The sequence below is a fragment of the Paenibacillus sp. LBL genome, from assembly GCF_029893715.1.
In the GTDB taxonomy this organism is placed as follows: Bacteria; Bacillota; Bacilli; order Paenibacillales; family Paenibacillaceae; genus Paenibacillus_AQ; species Paenibacillus_AQ glucanolyticus.
Window position 1 is genome coordinate 243,057 of record NZ_JARXYU010000006.1, and the last position, 16,599, is coordinate 259,655.

At 50.3% G+C, this 16,599-nt stretch carries 15 protein-coding genes and 1 pseudogene; 2 read left to right on the forward strand and 14 right to left on the reverse strand.

Annotation, left to right across the window (positions count from 1 at the left end; genetic code table 11):
• Positions 1-136: 136 nt before the first annotated feature.
• The 6 genes from M2277_RS15975 to M2277_RS16000 all read right to left on the reverse strand — a co-directional run bounded on the left by M2277_RS15975 (position 137) and on the right by M2277_RS16000 (position 4,770).
• Positions 137-523 carry an MFS transporter gene (locus tag M2277_RS15975; RefSeq protein WP_036641026.1) on the reverse strand — a complete coding sequence of 129 codons (387 nt, stop codon included), beginning with the start codon at positions 521-523 and terminating at the stop codon, positions 137-139.
• 145 nt (positions 524-668) lie between these two features.
• The gene (locus M2277_RS15980; protein ID WP_006208479.1) at positions 669-866 is read right to left on the reverse strand and encodes a hypothetical protein; all 198 of its coding nucleotides are present in this window, start codon (positions 864-866) and stop codon (positions 669-671) included.
• Between the two features lie 18 nt (positions 867-884).
• The gene (locus M2277_RS15985; protein ID WP_006208478.1) at positions 885-2,093 is read right to left on the reverse strand and encodes a hypothetical protein; all 1,209 of its coding nucleotides are present in this window, start codon (positions 2,091-2,093) and stop codon (positions 885-887) included.
• The gene (locus tag M2277_RS15990; protein WP_006208477.1) at positions 2,090-2,557 is read right to left on the reverse strand and encodes an RNA polymerase sigma factor; all 468 of its coding nucleotides are present in this window, start codon (positions 2,555-2,557) and stop codon (positions 2,090-2,092) included. Before M2277_RS15990 ends, M2277_RS15985 begins: the two co-directional genes overlap by 4 nt.
• Before the next feature lie 602 nt (positions 2,558-3,159).
• Positions 3,160-4,116 carry an NAD-dependent epimerase/dehydratase family protein gene (locus M2277_RS15995; protein WP_280755151.1) on the reverse strand — a complete coding sequence of 319 codons (957 nt, stop codon included), beginning with the start codon at positions 4,114-4,116 and terminating at the stop codon, positions 3,160-3,162.
• 135 nt (positions 4,117-4,251) lie between these two features.
• Positions 4,252-4,770, reverse strand: coding sequence for a TetR/AcrR family transcriptional regulator (locus M2277_RS16000; RefSeq protein WP_280755198.1), 519 nt, complete (start codon positions 4,768-4,770; stop codon positions 4,252-4,254).
• Positions 4,771-5,108: 338 nt separating this feature from the next.
• On the opposite strand from M2277_RS16000, the pseudogene M2277_RS16005 reads away from it, so the two are divergent.
• Together M2277_RS16005 and M2277_RS16010 are read left to right on the forward strand one after the other, a co-directional pair.
• Positions 5,109-5,395 (forward strand): annotated as a pseudogene (locus tag M2277_RS16005) (TipAS antibiotic-recognition domain-containing protein); the annotation flags it as partial.
• A 157-nt stretch (positions 5,396-5,552) separates the two neighbouring features.
• A complete protein-coding gene (locus tag M2277_RS16010) occupies positions 5,553-6,023 on the forward strand; it encodes a DinB family protein (protein ID WP_006208472.1) in 471 nt (156 codons plus the stop codon).
• Between the two features lie 171 nt (positions 6,024-6,194).
• Here M2277_RS16010 and M2277_RS16015 read toward each other — a convergent pair whose 3' ends face one another.
• From M2277_RS16015 to M2277_RS16050, 8 genes are all read right to left on the reverse strand, one after another.
• Positions 6,195-6,926 carry a nucleoside phosphorylase gene (locus M2277_RS16015; protein WP_063478722.1) on the reverse strand — a complete coding sequence of 244 codons (732 nt, stop codon included), beginning with the start codon at positions 6,924-6,926 and terminating at the stop codon, positions 6,195-6,197.
• Between the two features lies 1 nt (position 6,927).
• A complete protein-coding gene (locus tag M2277_RS16020; RefSeq protein WP_036641015.1) occupies positions 6,928-7,602 on the reverse strand; it encodes a sulfite oxidase-like oxidoreductase in 675 nt (224 codons plus the stop codon).
• Between the two features lie 90 nt (positions 7,603-7,692).
• Entirely contained in the window at positions 7,693-8,616 is a 924-nt protein-coding gene (locus tag M2277_RS16025) for an ABC transporter permease (RefSeq protein WP_036641013.1), read from the reverse strand.
• A complete protein-coding gene (locus M2277_RS16030; protein ID WP_036641012.1) occupies positions 8,600-9,667 on the reverse strand; it encodes an ABC transporter permease in 1,068 nt (355 codons plus the stop codon). Before M2277_RS16030 ends, M2277_RS16025 begins: the two co-directional genes overlap by 17 nt.
• Positions 9,667-11,160 carry an ABC transporter ATP-binding protein gene (locus M2277_RS16035; RefSeq protein ID WP_036641010.1) on the reverse strand — a complete coding sequence of 498 codons (1,494 nt, stop codon included), beginning with the start codon at positions 11,158-11,160 and terminating at the stop codon, positions 9,667-9,669. Before M2277_RS16035 ends, M2277_RS16030 begins: the two co-directional genes overlap by 1 nt.
• A gap of 71 nt (positions 11,161-11,231) precedes the next feature.
• Complete coding sequence (locus M2277_RS16040) at positions 11,232-12,275, reverse strand: BMP family lipoprotein (protein WP_036641008.1); 1,044 nt, start codon at positions 12,273-12,275, stop codon at positions 11,232-11,234.
• Between the two features lie 337 nt (positions 12,276-12,612).
• Complete coding sequence (locus M2277_RS16045) at positions 12,613-14,568, reverse strand: S-layer homology domain-containing protein (protein ID WP_280755152.1); 1,956 nt, start codon at positions 14,566-14,568, stop codon at positions 12,613-12,615.
• Positions 14,565-16,526: an RCC1 domain-containing protein gene (locus tag M2277_RS16050; RefSeq protein WP_280755153.1), complete on the reverse strand. Its 1,962-nt coding sequence runs from the start codon at positions 16,524-16,526 to the stop codon at positions 14,565-14,567. Before M2277_RS16050 ends, M2277_RS16045 begins: the two co-directional genes overlap by 4 nt.
• Between the last annotated feature and the right edge of the window lie 73 nt (positions 16,527-16,599).

A 16,599-nucleotide genomic window follows, 5' to 3' on the forward strand; every position in this document is an offset into this window, starting at 1 on the left:
TCTGCAGAACAAAATAGGAACACGGCAGCCGATCAGCATAACACCGGACTTCTATGTGAATATCGGGAATAACCCTGTAACCGTAAAAAGGCCGCCTGAAAAGGTCAATTCGACCCTTTAGACAGCCTCTTCTTATTCACGGCTCCATACTGCTGCTTAATCTCTTGGATAGGACCGGACGAATCCACCACACGTAATACAGACCGCAGAGCAGCAGCACCCCGGCTGTGGCCAGGAAGGGGAGCCGGTAATCCTGCCGGGCCAGGATCAGGCCGGAAACCAGCGTTGCCCCGGACGATCCTAAACTCCGGAATACCGATCTCATGCCGGCATACAGATTCCGCTCCTGTTCATGAAACGCAGACATCAGCAGACTGTCCAGCAGATTGGACAGCATGGTCACACCTCCGCCCCGCAGCAGGAACAGTGCTACAAACAGCCACACGGGCAGGATCATGGATAAAGCGGCAAACAGCAAAATATTGACGATGAATACCGAAAGAACACGTAAATAGGTAACCATAATAAACAGCTGCCTCTGGACAGCTGCTCGAACTCACTTTTTTTTGCAAAAGGATCCGTTTGCCTCGCAATCAAAAATCGCCGACACGCATCGCATCGACGATTATCCGTATACATAGGTTTCCTGCTCAACCGGTTACACCGGATTAGAGCATTCTTCTTCCCATCATGATGATGGTTTCCAGTAGTGACTTCCATTTTCCATCGGCTTTACGCGCAGCCACTGTTGCGTGGTCTGTCGTCTTGCGTGTAAGACTCCATTTTGTTGCCAGCTGGCATCGTTCCACTTCCTGACGGAGGTCGAGAATATGCTGCTTGGCAATATCTTCATTATTAATATTCATGGTTCATTCCTCTTCTCTTTATAACGATAACATTCCGACATTACCAATACCCGCAAGCTCCTCTTCCGTCCCCTTCACTATAATACTGCCATTGTTCACTCTAAGGTAAGGGTACAAAATGCCTTTAATTCTTTTTTCCCCGACAACCACATCTCCGAAGAGATCCAGCGATGAGATCGAATGTTTAATATCGTCCTCCGTTACATCGTCATCAAGAATGAATGTTCCATCTACAATAAAGGTTACTGGCTGTTCCAAAGCCAACAGCTGATCCTTCGACCAAGTCTCCTCACCGCTAACGAAAATAAAAGACTGCTCATAACTTAAAATTTCGGTATTCAGATTCGGGCAGCGTTCCCATATCAAATCCTCGATATCCTCGCTGCATATGATGAATGACGTGGACTGTATCTCTGATATAGCACGGCTGAAGGCATCACGAGTCACATCAGCCTCCATAATGATCGGCTGTTTGGTGTAGAACTTGTGGCCGTTGAATCGGCGAATGGTTCTTGCGTTTAGTCTCAATGGCTTGGTTACATATTCGAAGCCTGTCGGGATAACCTCCAAGGAACCATTGATCGCCTTCGCTTTATCATAGAAATATGGGGATTGGCTCTCATGAATAACCGCTTTGCCGTTCATACGAAGACTGTCAATCCCAGCTGCAAAACGCTCCATATCCAGGTCCTTATCCAGCTCCAGCACTCCGCTCATTACCAGACTGATGGGGTCGGTGATGGAGGCCAGATAGGCATTGTTCAATTTCAGTTTTCCCGACTCGAATCGGGGCTCATACTGATAGGCGTAAATCTCCGCGCTGGCTCCTCCCACTTTAAGAAGCGCTGAGGTAACGACACCCGCCAGATGCTGGGGAGTATACACCTCGCCGTTGACCACCAGATGAAGCTTACCGCTCTGGAACGCCTCGAAGGAGACTTCTTTGTCGATGATAACCGTGCCATTAACAAATACACGATCCGGGTGATCCAGCTGCTTAAAATATTCCTCATTCAGTCGCAGCGTCCCGTTGTAATAACGGTGACCTGCCGGTATTTCAAGCGTTTTGCCGATATTGCCTGCATTCTTCAGCATCGTCAGGAGGTGCGCCGTTTCTGCCCGGTATATGACGATGCCCACGTTGCCGATCCGTTCAATGCTTTTTACACTTTCCTCCGTTGCCTGTGTCAAATCCAGCATGCCTACATTTCCAATCATTTTGCTCATTTCATATCTTCCTCCCATATTTTTCTTAATTTCTTGATGGCGGTTTGCAATTTGTAACGAACCGTTGCTGCGGGCATTCCGAGTTGTTCTCCAATTTCCTGGCTGGACATTCCGAGCCAAAAACGTTTAAATACGATGTCGCTTTGTGATTGCGGCAAGCGGGCAAGCCACTCGGTCGTCTCTATATTGCGGCTTGAAACGGGAAGCACCGCTGCATCCAGATCATCCTCCCACGATACAAGCCGCTTCTCCCGTCGGCTAATATCGATCATGCGATTTTTGATGACTCTGAAGAACCAGGCCTTTTGCTTATGAAGGGGCAGGTCCGCCAGATTTGGTTCCTTGAGGGCCTTCATAAAGGCATCCTGAACCAGATCGTCTGCTTCATAAGCGTGCTTGGCGATGGATCTGGCATAACGTGTTACGTCGTCCTTCAGGCTTTCATAGAGATCACATACTTCCATTAGCCAACCTCTCACTTTTCGAATTGTCTTTCTTGTTAATATAACGTTTGGGCAAAAGAAACTGATGGATTTTCTTTTAAAAAAATTTAATTCGGCATTGAGCCGGCTGTGAGTCTTCGTATAAAAAAAGCGCTGACCGTGTTGACGGTCAGCGCTTTTTCAACAAAATTAATCCCACATGGAGAACAGCACCAGCAGAACAGTTGCCATACCCAGCATGAATGAGTATTTAGAAAACCAAATAGAACTCATCTCTTCCTTCACCCTGTATCCCTCCTCTTATTTACGGATCACCCTAACTTTCCAGCTTGACTACCCCTAGCCCCACCAGCTGAGCGCACACAGCAGCATAACCGCTACAAAAAAACCATCCATAAATTTGAGCTGAAGTTTGGCCACCCGAATCACCTCCTTATAAAGGCACATGAGCTTAAACTGAAATAGGTTATTCTATGATTTTGCATAAATTTATTGATTGACCAATTACTTTTTAAAAAATCTGCTCCGCCTGTTATCGCAACACTGCAGCTCCGTATCTCACACCCCCGTATCCCCTCTGAAAATTCATACAATTTTCCTTCTTCCTTCTCACTTGTCATTCCTCATGCTCGCTTTTCCATTAAACCACGCATCGTTTCCGTGATAGCCAGCTCATGGGGTGTCCAGGAAATCGGGCCGATCTGTCGCTCATACTTATCACCGCTCAGCACCAAGGGCTCCTTCGTCAGATACAGCATCTCTACCACCTCTTTCATCACCGGATTGAACAACCCGATCAGGGACAGCCCGATCCGCCCCAGCGGCATAACCGCCTTCCGCTTCCCGACAGCCCTCTGCGCAATCCGCACCAGCTCATGTCCCGAGATCACGTCTGGTCCGGGAATATGCCAGTTCTGTCCGTAGGATTCTTCCCTCGCCGCCACCTCGACGATCATCCGTGCGGCATCCGGCAAATAAACGTATTCACGGGGAACCCTCATATTGCCTACGAACGCAGTTGGCTTGCCTGCGGCAATGGCTTCCATGGTCACGGATAGATAGGATGCCTGGGCAGAGGGACCGTAATAGTCGGGAAGCCGTACGATCAGTGGTCGTGCCTTATGCCACCGCGATGAGAAGATCAATTCCTCGTAAGCCAGCCTCACCTTGCCCTTGCGAGTATGAGGTTTCTTGGGGTGTTCTTCTGTTGCCCTTTCCATTAAGCGGCGACCGTAAGGATAGATACCATCCACCACCACAACCTTGGCTCCCGTCTCCTCCGCTGCCTTCATCACCGACTCGCCTAGTGGCAGCAGCCTGGACTCCATCTCATGATAGGGAATATTGGCACTGTGAAAAATAATGTCCGCTTCTCCAGCAGCCCTTATGATATCCTCCGGTTTGAATGCATCCCCCGTCTCCAATGTGAGCAGAGGGGAATGGTTCAGTTGATCAGCCAGCTCATTCAGTTTCTTCATGGAGCGTCCGAAGGCTACCGTCTCGATTCCACGCTCAACCAGCTCTGCTGTCAATGGAGCTCCTACGCCACCTGTTGCACCCAATACAATCGCTTTTTGCATATAAATCTCTCCTTTTATTCAGTTATATTATTGATTGATCAATTACAATTACTGAAAAATATCATGCTCTTCCTGCACCGCGCATACAACTTCCATCATACGCGGTGTGGCACTAAAAAAGCGCCTGAGCATGCTTTATTTTTTGGGCATTAAATCCGGCATATCCATGGCCATGGCTGCATTACACAACATGCCCCGCGCCAGAAAATCGGAGATTTTCTTATCTGCGTCTTCAAAACCTGCTGACACAAAGGCATTTCCAACAAGATCCCGTATCTCATTAATCCCCTGCTGCATCGCTTCGCGGATGGGTGCATCCTGAATCGTCTGTGCCTGCATCTGCAGCAGTATTTCACTGCGATAGGATTGCATGATCCCTTCGTAAGCCCGGATCAATCCCGATTCCAGTTCCTCAGGTGCAGATGAATCAATCACCACTTGAAATGCTTGCGCGATGCGCTTCCAGGAGACAGACAACGACTCTACAAGCAGTGACTCCTTGGTGAAGAAGCGATAGACATAAGGCTGGGATATAGCCGCACGCTCGGCTACCTGAGCCGTGGTCGCGCGATAGTACCCGATCTCGGCAAACACCTCAATAGCTGCTGCCACGATATCATTCCGCCGATTGACAGAGGTTGAAGCTCTGGCCATCATATCGACCTCCCTTTCACTTTAACTTTAACTTCTGAACATCACTTGTATTCATTCATTATTGATTGACTAATTACTATTGAGTTTAGTATATATCGCCGATTTAATTTTCGCAACAGCTTTTTCTTGACCATCACGCTACGTCGTAGTTCATCATTCAAACTAAATTAAAACAGAGGTGAAAAAATGAAATGCAATCTTACGCTCAGATCAAGTATATCGAGAGTTTTGACATGCTCCACAAAAAGAAAAAAGTCGCGTTATTCAGACAAGCCATAATGGCTCCATTTATGGGAAAATGGAACATACTGAATATTCCTTTTTAAAGCGGAGGACCCCAAAAAGCGAGCCTGTTATCTGAATTTGAACAGCAGATGGAGAAGATATTCAGAAAAATGGCATCCTGTATGAATCAATCCCCTTCTTCCGATGAAGTACAGCAATTGATCATCGAATGGAAAAGCTGTCTCGAACAATCCATTGTATGTGACTCTGAAATGTTAACATGTATTGCAAATACGTATACACGCGATAATCGCTACAAATATATATAAATCAATTCAGCGATGGTGACTTGGCCGAATATTTATATACTGCTATCTTGCATCATATTGATCATGGATAGAGGAGTTTTGCTTATCTTGTTCATCCTCCAATTTTGCGTAAGCTGCGCCCGATCGGGAAGGATTCCCGTATCTCTTGACGAACTGTTTACAAGTACTGGCACCATAAATCGCAGTTCCCAAGTTCTATATTCTATCATCGATCAAGGAGGTTAAATCATGAGTCATGAAGGTCAGCAACAATTCGAACGGTGGCGCAAGCATCGCACGGTACTCAATCAACTGCTGGAGGATGTACACACTGAGCATTTAGATTATAAACCTTGGCAGGATGCCTACACCTTGGGTGCATTGGCTGTTCACATTGCCGCCTCCTCCGAGATGTTCCTGCTGTCTATCAAAAATGGCACCTTCTCTCCACCTTCTATCTCTACCCAGTTCGAAACGATTGAGGACATTAGAAATATCGTCCAAGCTTCAACCGATGCTACAACAGCCGCTTATGCGGAGTTGTCGGATGCGGAGCTGGAGAAACCGCTCGACTTTAACGGATTTGCAGCCCCTGGATCAGTATGGCTGGGCAGCATGGTGGACCATGAAATCCACCATAAGGGGCAGCTGTTTACTTATGCACGGGCCGCAGGCGTTGCGAAGGTCCCTTTCTTCACTGTGCAGCCGGCAAAACAGTAACGGCCGCGAGGTTCGGGCTGTGGGCGCCCGGACTTGGCGATGCAAAGTCCCTATTTGGGACTTGCACGGGCCGCAGGCGCCCGGGCCGCCTGCCCTCACGCCATACCCATAAATAAAAAGCCGATTTCCCTGAGCTCTCTCGGGAAATCGGCTTTTTATCTTACCCACTGGTTACCCTTGCTTCGCCAGCTTCACCACAGCTTGCAAGGCCGTGTTAATCTCGCGTTCCACTGCGTCGGCAACTACGTTGGTGTTCGGATCGTACTCGGCCGCCAGATCGGCATCGGCAAAGCCGTCCATCGCCACGATTGCGCCAGCACGAACGCCGCGGATGGCTGCAACGACATACAATGCCGCAATTTCCATCTCCACACCCAGTGCCCCGGCCGCTTTATATTTCTGGTGCGGCACTTCTTCAACGCCGTTAAAGAACACGTCCAGCGTGACCGTAATCCCCTTGCGCACCACGCCTTCGCCGATCGCAAGTGCTGTTTCGTACAGCGCCTCCGCAACCTGGCTGTCCGCGACCGCAGGGAAGCCGTCCGGCACCAGCTGCTTCGTCAGCCCGTCCGTACGGATCGCAGCAGTGCTGACCACAAGGCTTCCCGCAGGGGTATCCGCCCGGTAGGATCCGGCGGTGCCCACGCGAATGAGTGTCTTCGCGCCAGCGCGGATCAGCTCCTCGAAACAAACCGCAGCTCCCGGACATCCAACGCCGTGGCTGGTAACCGCCAGCTCAACGCCTTCGTAGCTCCCCACAAAAGTGCGGTACTCGCGGCTGAATGCCAGCTCGCGCGCACCTGTGAGCTTACGGGAAATCGTCTCCGCACGTTTCGGATCACCGCAGACGATCACAAATTCAGGTATATCCTCTGAGTTCACTTGCAAAATAGGCATCAACATATTAGTCAAACTCCTTATGTGTCCATTCATCTTCAGGTATATCCAGTGCTTCGCCGCTGAACCGCTCTTCCTTAAACGGATCCGCTTCGTTATGGAAGCCATTGCGTTCCCAGAAGCCCGGGCGGTCTTCCTTCATAAACTCGATGCCGCGCAGCCACTTCGCGCTCTTCCAGAAATAACGATGCGGTACGACCGTGCGAAGCGGCCAGCCATGCTTGTCCGTCAGCGGCTCGCCATTGAAGCGGTAGGCGAGCATCACATTGTCCATAAGCAGATCCTCGATCGGCACATTCGTATCGTAATCGGGATCGGCATGAAACATGACGTATTTGGCTTCCGGCTTCACATTGAGGCCCGCGAGGAAATCCCGGAACAGGATTCCTTCCCAAACCGTATCGAATTTGGACCAACGCGTAACACAGTGAATATCGGTGTTCACTGTTACCGTTGGCATGGCCATTAAATCTTCATAAGTAAACGTCAGTTCCTCTTCGACCTCGCCGAATACCTTGAGTCTCCATTCCGACATGTCGTAGCGAGGAACGTCCCCTTCATGCAGGATAGGAAACTTTTCGGTCAGCGTCTGCCCCGGCGGCAGTTTGGCACGCTGTTCATCCGTCAGGTTATTAGCTGCCACCGGCTTCATTTTTTTCAAACGTTCTGCTTTTTTGTGCACCAAGTTCATCTCCTCTATGCTGGATCGTATCCACAACCGCTTAACGTCTGGAGGACTCAATTTCCGGTTATCGCGGCGCGGCGTATGCGCCTATCTGGAGCTTGAGCCCTGCTTCAGTGCATCCTGCTGGAAGCTTTTATTCTTAAAGAAGAACATGGCCAGAATCGTGACGACATAAGGCAGCATCTGCGTGAAATGTGTAGGCAGTGCGAGGCCCTGGAACCGGATGCTCAGTGCATCCATAAAGCCGAACAGCAGGCTTGCCGCCGTAACGCCAAGCGGACCCGATTGGCCCAGCATCGTTGCCACCAGCGCAATAAAGCCGCGCCCGGCCGTCATGCCTTCCGTAAACATCGTCACCTGTCCAAGAGACAGCTGCGCGCCTGCAAGCGCACATAACACGCCGCTGGCCAGCACGGCGCCATACTGATAACGTCTTACGCGGATTCCCACGCTTTTGGCAGCGAGCGGATTCTCACCTGCAGCCAGGAAACGGAAGCCGCTCTTTGTGCGATAGAAATAATACCACATCAAGCCCGCAATCAAAAAGGACAGATATACAAGAGGTGTCAGACCAGCCAGTATCGGACCCAGCACCGGAATGTCCTCGATAATCGGTATGTTCCATTTCGGCAGTCCCACCATCGTATTATCATAAAATGCGCCTTTTACGTCAAAAATAGCCCGTAAGCTAAATGTCGTCAATCCGGCAGCCAAGGCATTCATCGCGATACCAACCACAATGACGTTGGCCTGCAGATTGATGCTGAGATAGGCAAATATAAAGGAAAATATCGAGACGATCGCAATCGCGAACAAAATCGCATAAAAGACATTACCGAAAAAGTAATTCCCCACCACGGCGGAAAAAGCACCCAACAGCATAAAGCCTTCCAGACCGACATTGAACAATCCGACGCGCGAACACAGGGCACCGCCGAGGGCTGCAAGCAGGATCGGAGTAAGCACACGCAGGGCCGAGTTGATTAATGCAAGATCAAACAGCTGTTCCATCGGATTTGTTCCCCTTTCTGCGCTTCAGGAAGCTGTATGTGAATCGGGCGGAAATAAACAGAATCAGCACGGCTTGTATAATGGCTCCCACTTCAAGCGGCACTTCCGTATTTCGTTCGACGCCCATGCCGCCTGTCTGCAATGCGGCCAAAAAAATCGATGCAATCAGCGTGCCGATCGGATGCGACCCTGCCAACAATGCAGCCATAATGCCCGTCCAAGCATAGTCAGCCGTGGATAATGCGCCATCAATATAACGATACTGAGAGCCCAGTATTTCAACAGCGCCGCCAAGACCAGCCAAGCCGCCGCTGAAGAACATCGCGCCAAGCATCATGGGACCACGCTTAACCCCGCCGAACAGGGCAAACAATGGATTGCCGCCAAGCATCCGGACCTCGTATCCGATCACGGAACGCTTCAATAATACGAATATAATTAACGCGGCAAGCACAGCCAGCACAAACCCTACGTGCAGCGGCATGCCGGAGATCAGCTTCGGCAGCCAGACACTGTTGTCCAGCATTTCGGACTGTGCCATCGCAGCAGAACCTGAACGGTCCTTCAGCGGATAGGCAACCAGATAACCCGCAAACAGTACAGCCACATAATTCAGCAGCAGCGTGGAGATCAGCAGGTTAACCCGGAATCTGGCGTCAAAATATCCGGCCATCACCGACCACAGACCACCCGCAACGATACCTGCAATGATGGCAACGATGCACACCAGCCAGCCGGGTCCCGGCATATATAAACCGACCAATGCGGCGGAAAGCGCACCAAACACCATCTGTCCTTCAGCACCCAGGTTAAAAAATCCGGCGCGGAATGCAAATGCCGCACCCAGACCAATCAGGATGATCGGCGTCGCCCGGGACAGCGTATTCGTGAAGAAATACATGCCGCCGAAGGCGCCCTTCCACATCTCTGCATAGGTCTCCAGAATATCGCCTCCGGCAATCATGATGGCAATCGCCCCCGCGAGCAAACCTACCATGATCGCCGCAATCGGCTGAAGCAGCGGAAGCGTCAATTTTGTCCATTTATTCATTACAAGGTTCCTCCCGCCATCAGCAGTCCCAATTTCTCTTCTGTCGCTTCCTTCGCTGACAACTCACCTGCAATCCGACCTTCAAACATAACCAGAACCCGATCGGACAGCTTCAAAATTTCCGTTAATTCAGAAGATACCAGCAGAATACCTGTCCCCTCTTCACGCCGCTTGAGCAGTTCACCATGAATGGTCTCCATGGCGCCGATATCAACGCCGCGCGTCGGTTCGGCAGCGATCAGGAACGGGGTTCCCTGCTCAAGTTCCCGGGCAACAATCAGCTTCTGCAGATTGCCGCCGGATAAATACTGGGTGCTTGTCTCCAGAGACCCCGTCTTGATGGAGAACTTCTGAACCCAACCGGAAACAAGCGAGCGGATGTCCTTCAGTTTAAGGAAGCCGCCCTTCTGCAAACGGCGATGGTGACCCATAAGTCCGGTATCCATCACGGTTGCCGTACGGTTAGCTCCCCATACATAACGATCCTCCGGAATGTGGGCTAACCCATGCTCTCTTATCTCACGCGTAGACATACCGGTAACATCCTTGCCCGATACGGCTATCCGGCCGCTGTCGGGCTGAGCCAAGCCGGAAATCACCTGTAGCAGCTCAGACTGACCGTTGCCGGAAATGCCGGCAACCCCGACAACCTCGCCTGCCCGGACTTGTATATTCACGCCATCCAGCACCGGCTTCCCTTTCGTTCCGCGAATCGAGACTTCCGATACCTCAAGCACCTTCTCACCCGGCGTTATCGTTTTCTTATCCAGCTCCGCTAACTCGCGGCCTACCATAAGGCGGGAGAGCTGACGGGCATCCGTGTTTCCCTTCTCCACAACGCCGGTAACCGCACCGTCGCGGAGCACCGTAATCCGGTCAGCCACATCCAGAACTTCATTCAGCTTGTGGCTAATCAGAATAAAGCTTTTGCCCTGTTTAGAGAGCTGTTTAATGGCCTCAAGGAGTTCCTGCACCTCAAGCGGCGTCAGCACGCCTGTCGGCTCATCCAGAATAATGATTTCAGCACCTTGATACAGCACCTTCAATATTTCAACCCGCTGCTGTACACCCGGTGCACTGCTGCTCACGATTGCGTGCGGATCAACCTTCATTCCGTATTGCTCACAGAGTCCATCCACCGTTTTCACCGCTTGCTTGCGGTCAAACCTGGCACCGGAGCCCGGCTCATTGCCAATCACGATATTCTCGGCAATTGTAAACGTAGGAAACAGCATAAAGTGCTGGTGAACCATGCCGATGCCGCCGCGAATCGCACCCTCCGGGCTTGCAAACGAAACTTCCTTGCCATTCAGCCGAATCGTACCCGAGGTTGGCTGCTCCATCCCGTACAATATCCGCATCAGCGTTGTTTTGCCTGCACCATTCTCCCCGACAATCGCATGAACCTCACCCGCACGCAGCGAAAAATCAATGCCGCGGTTTGCGCTAAACTCGCCATACTTTTTTGTAATATTGTCCATCTGGAGTAGCATCGAAGTTATGCCTTCCTTTCGCTTCTGAATGAAAGACCGACTGCTCATGTGGCAGCCGGTCCAGGTGAGAATTAATTTTGTTCCAATGCGTTGGTTACTTTAATCTTTCCCGCGATAATATCGTCGGAAATCACCTTGAGCTGGTCCACGATGTCTTGTCCAATGAATGGATTGAGCGGTGTTTTGCTCTCATGGGTAACGTAAGTGAGACCTACGCCGCCTTCTTTCAGGCCATAGTCACGAATGTCGAATGAGTAGTTGCCTTCCGAGAAGTCTTTAACTGTTTCGTACACAACAGCGTCTGTGCCTTTCAATTGAGCAAGCACAACGTGCTCAGGATCCGTGCCCGTGTTATCCGTATCTTGTCCGGAAGCGTAGAAGCCTTTTTCCTTTGCGGCTTCAAACACGCCGAGGTCACCGACAGCAGACAGGCCAGCAACGAAATCGGCACCCTTGGAATTCTGGAGGAGTGCGAGTTCCTTCGCTTTAGCCGGGTCTGTAAATCCGCCGACATAGTTAACAAATATTTCAACGTTAGGGTTTACCGATTTTGCGCCTTCGGCAAAGCCGGTCATATATTTATGCATAATAGGAATGTCGTCTGCAACCACGTTGCCAACCTTGTTTGTCTTCGTAGCCAGTCCAGCTGCTGCACCCAGCAGATAAGCTGCTTCATGTTCACGGAATACAACGCTGCGGACATTCGGCAAATCTACCACTGTATCGATAATGGCGAAAGGCACGTCCGGATTCTCCGGTGCAACCTTCTTCAGTGCATCTTCCATCTGGAAGGTAGAAGTAATGATCAGATCATATTTCTCGGCAACGGCCGTACGCAGGTTTTGCTCGATCGAGGCCGGGTCAGTCGATTCAATCGTCTTCACTTCAACGTTGAAATCAGCAGCCGCTTTTTTCAATCCTTCATCCATTAATGCAAAGAAAGGATTAACGCCGATCTTCTCAGGAAGTACAAGTGCAATGCGTTTCTTATCTTGAGATCCTTCTGAACCGCCATTCGCTGCACCAGTGTCAGTAGACTTATCATCGTTGCCGCAAGCTGCAAGCAATCCAACGGATAATACGAGTGTTAATAGAATTGACCATGTCTTTTTCATTTCCTGACCTTATCCTCCTAAGTTGAGCACTTTTTATACTATTATCCTATGGTATAGACAAGCAGATGTCAAAACAAAAATTTTAGCTTTTTATGTAGTTTAATGTGTTTTTTAGCAAAAATTTGGTGGAAAACTGCGTATATCACAGAACATTACCTTATCCAAATGTCGAGAATGTTCGGAAATTGCCAACATTTGATCAACACTTTCTGGCGGAAATTCCAGTTGAAAACGCAATATTTTCTAATTATGTCATGTTATACGATGCTGCACACAAAAATCCATAGGGACAGAAAAAAGGACGCCTCACGGCATCCCCTTCAAACATGATTCCAGCCTATCCATCAATCAACCCTGCCGCCTTCAGTAACCGCTGCAGCATCACCGCCGCTTCACCCCGGGACAACTTCTGCAATGGCATTAACCTTGCGGCATCTCCTTGCACAATCCCTTGTTTCACTAGTGCAGCAGCTGCTGGCTTTACTCTTGCGGATAGTTCGTCATGATCCTGATATGATGACAGAACGAATACTGCTTCGTTTTCATCCACAACACGATTTAAACCAGTCAACTCCATAACCCTCGCCATCACCACCATGGCCTCCTGACGTGTGATGGCTTGATCCGGACGGAAACTGCCGTCCTCATATCCTTGAAGCAGGTCATATCGTGAAGCTAATGCAAGCACACCGCTATACCAGGCGTCTGAGCTGACATCCTTAAAGGCGGAAAGCTCCTGCCCCTCCTGCAAACCGAGTGCTCTCACCATCATGGCTGCAAACTCCGCACGGCTTACTTGGGCATTCGGGGCGAAGGACTGTACGACCACTTCAGTCTGATCCATGCTCGTGGTGTCCTTGCCGCTCCCCCGTCCGTTAAGGATCATGCGCGAGGCAAGGTCATTCACCGCATCACCGGACCAATGATGCTGAACATCAGCGAAACGGATTTCATTGAATATGAAGGCAAACGTTCCAGTTACGAAACTGTGCAGAACGACCTCAAGACTTCCATCCTTCTTCATTTCCAATCTTGTCGGAATAGGGATAAATTCTCCACGTTCACTCACCCTAACAGCCGTTGTTATAGGATTCTGCATCCCTAACGGCAAAGAAATCCGATGCTCCATATATTGCTTATGCTGCTCTAACCGCAAGGGAAAATCATTGGCTGTAGCAGTTATGTCAAAATCAACAGGGGAACCGACAAGTCTAGTGCCAGCTTGCTCAGCAGTCTGTTGAATAAACCTTAATTTCGCAGCATCGCTGGCCGCTATCGTTACATAAACCAAGATTTGATCAGCTGCAAGTGTTCTGTCAAATCCCCTCGGAGCTCTCCAGCGGGTTGAAGATACCTCCTCAGCAGGAAGATGGAAGGTTCCTAGAGATGAACGGATTTCAATCGCTCCCTGCTTAGCTTTAAGCTGGTCCATTGCCGTTCCGCTTAATTCCAGGGAGATATGATCCGCTGGTTGTGCAAGAGCGATGATGATCACCGGATTGTATTCCACAGTCTTTAAACGGGCTTCCAGCTTGGCCGTATCCAGCTTCATCGATACGACGGTATGTCCTTCTGCCTCATGGAACAAGCCTGTAACCATCCCTTCCTGAATTTTATTGTTCAGTGTAACCCTGACATTCACTCGGTTCCCTGGAGATTCAACAGGAACGGATGAACCTGTGGAATCAGCCCCTGATCCTGTGCTTCCCGGTGATGAACCTCCCCCCGGAGTTCCCGGACCGCCTCCTTCACCAGGTTCGATAGGTGTACCCCCGCCACCAGGCTCCTCGGGTGTAGTCCCTCCTCCCGAGGAAGGTGCGCGCGTTACATGTATAACGTATTTATGATGTTGACCCGAAGGTGCCGTCACGGCAAGTTCGATCCGGCTGTTCCCTACGGCAAGAGGGATATCCGGGCTCTCTTGACCGGAGATGATATCGATCGGCCCTGCTTCCAATCCTCCAGTTTCTCCATAAACACTCGCCGTTACCATGACGCTGGCATCATAGACCAGTGCAGTCACCGTGAGGCGATCTGTCTTGTTGCCTACCTGAGCCGTGTAGTCATTGTGAAATCTGCTAAACGCAGGGCTCAAATTCACTGCTTCCACGGAAGAATTCAGCGTTAATTCTTGCAGCGTGGTATCGTACACCGGAGTTGTCAGCTCCTTGGCCGTGAAGCTCCATGTATCCTCTCCTTGAATCCCCCCATAACTCCTTCCCGAGTGGCTGCCTGTAAAAGCCCCTGGCTCAATCTCGACGTAATAACTTCTGCCATAATCGAATTCAGTCAACGGATTGATGACCACCGTGTTTCCAATAACCGAAACCCTGTCCGTATCGCCAACATCGATACGTTCTGTATATGCTGATCAGAGGTGTCTCTAAGCAGAATCGATCTACCGGATACCGCCGTTACTTCTTCATTGAATGTAACCGTCAAGGTTTCATTCATCTCAACCCCTGCAGATTGATGAGCCGGTGCATACGACACGGCCTCAAGTTTCACAGGATCGGGATTCTTATTCCATTTGGCATAGAGCCTGATGTTCTCTGTACCAAATACGAGCTTGCTGCCGACAGGATAATCGATTCCGTTTCCGTCAGCCTGCGTATTCCAACCATCAAACGAAAAACCGTCCTTCGTCAGCTGACCAGTATTATCCTGTATGTCAGCTTCGTCTCCTCTGGCAAACAGCTCTCCGCTTATCGGAACATTCCCTGCCATGTTTTCGTTGCCATCGTAGGTTAGTGTATATATTTGCGGCCATTTCGTGGCAACCTTCAGCATATTGTAGGCGCTTTTATTCCCTACAGCGTCCTTCACAATTACGTTAAAATAATAGTCCGAACCTTCGTTAAGACGGTCTGCCACTACTTTGAGCTGACCAGCGGCATAACTCCCTATCGGTATTCCATTCCGCTCGATTTGGCTGACAGTTCCGATATTCGGACTGTGGGATGCATATAATAAATACTGCAATTCATCCTGCTCGGTTAAATTATCCGAGGCTCCTAGCCACTCGATCCCGATGGAATCCACCGTTATAAGATAAGGACTTAATATTCCCCTGCCTGTATCCGGCGCCGTTGTATCCAGCACGGCCTTTGTTAATGCAGGTGCATTTCTGTCGTTCCTTGTCCCATCTCCGATTTGACCCGAGCTGTTCAGACCCCATCCCCAAACTCTGCCGTCCTTTTTTAAGGCTGCGCTATGAAAGCCACCCCCCGCAATATCAAGAACATGTTCGATGCCCGTTAGTTGTTCCGGAGTTGTCCTGGAAGAGTTATGACCTAGGCCAAGCTGTCCCCGACTGTTGTCCCCCCAGCCCCATACGTTGCCCTCTTGGTCCAGCGCCAGGCTGTGGTGCCCGCCCCCGGCTATTGCCTTAATATGTTGGAGGTTTCTGACTTTCACCGGAATGGTTCGATTCGTCCGGGTACCATCCCCAAGCGTGCCATACATATTGATTCCCCATGCCCATACCGTTCCATCCTGTTTAATGGCTAAGCTATGGGAACCTCCTGCCGTGATGGCAATGACATCGCTCAAGCCGGAAACCTGAACCGGAGTATGCTTATCAACAATCGTGCCATCACCCAACTCGCCGTTTCCATTCGCTCCCCATGCCCATACGGTGCCATCCGATTTTAACGCAAGACTGTAGTACCCTCCCGCTGCAATCGCTGTAACATCGCTTAATCCGATAACAAGGACCGGCGAGTATTGTTGGACCGTCGTTCCGTTTCCGAGCTCACCGTTGTCATTTTTTCCCCAAGTCCACACTGTCCCGTTCTCCGTGAGAGCCATGCTGTGATAGCCCAGGCCTCCCGAGATTGCCTTTATTCCGCTTAACCCGCTTACTGGCGTCGGAACATTCTTATCCGCTGTCGTTCCGATCCCGAGCTGCCCATTCTCATTCGATCCCCAAGTCCATACCGTCCCATCGCTCCGGAGCGCCATGGTACTGCGAACTCCGGTGTGAATATCCATTACATCATTCAAACCTCTTGCCTGCACCGGTGTATTCCGAGCATTCCATGCAGCATCCCCTATCTGCCCTCTGTCACCCTGCCCCCATACATACACATCACCGCTGCTAACGAGCGAAGCCGTATGATAGTACCCGGCAACCAGCTTTGGAGCTGCAGCAGATGCAGCTGCAAAAGCTTGCGGGGACCCATGCATCAGGTTCAACTGCATCAGCAGCAGTGCTATACATAGCAGGATTTTTCCTGAACGTCTTCTCATAATCTCCTCCTTCATTTAATCGGCACCTATCAGCCATACTCTCAAGTGGGACCTCGGCACCAAGTATGCTATC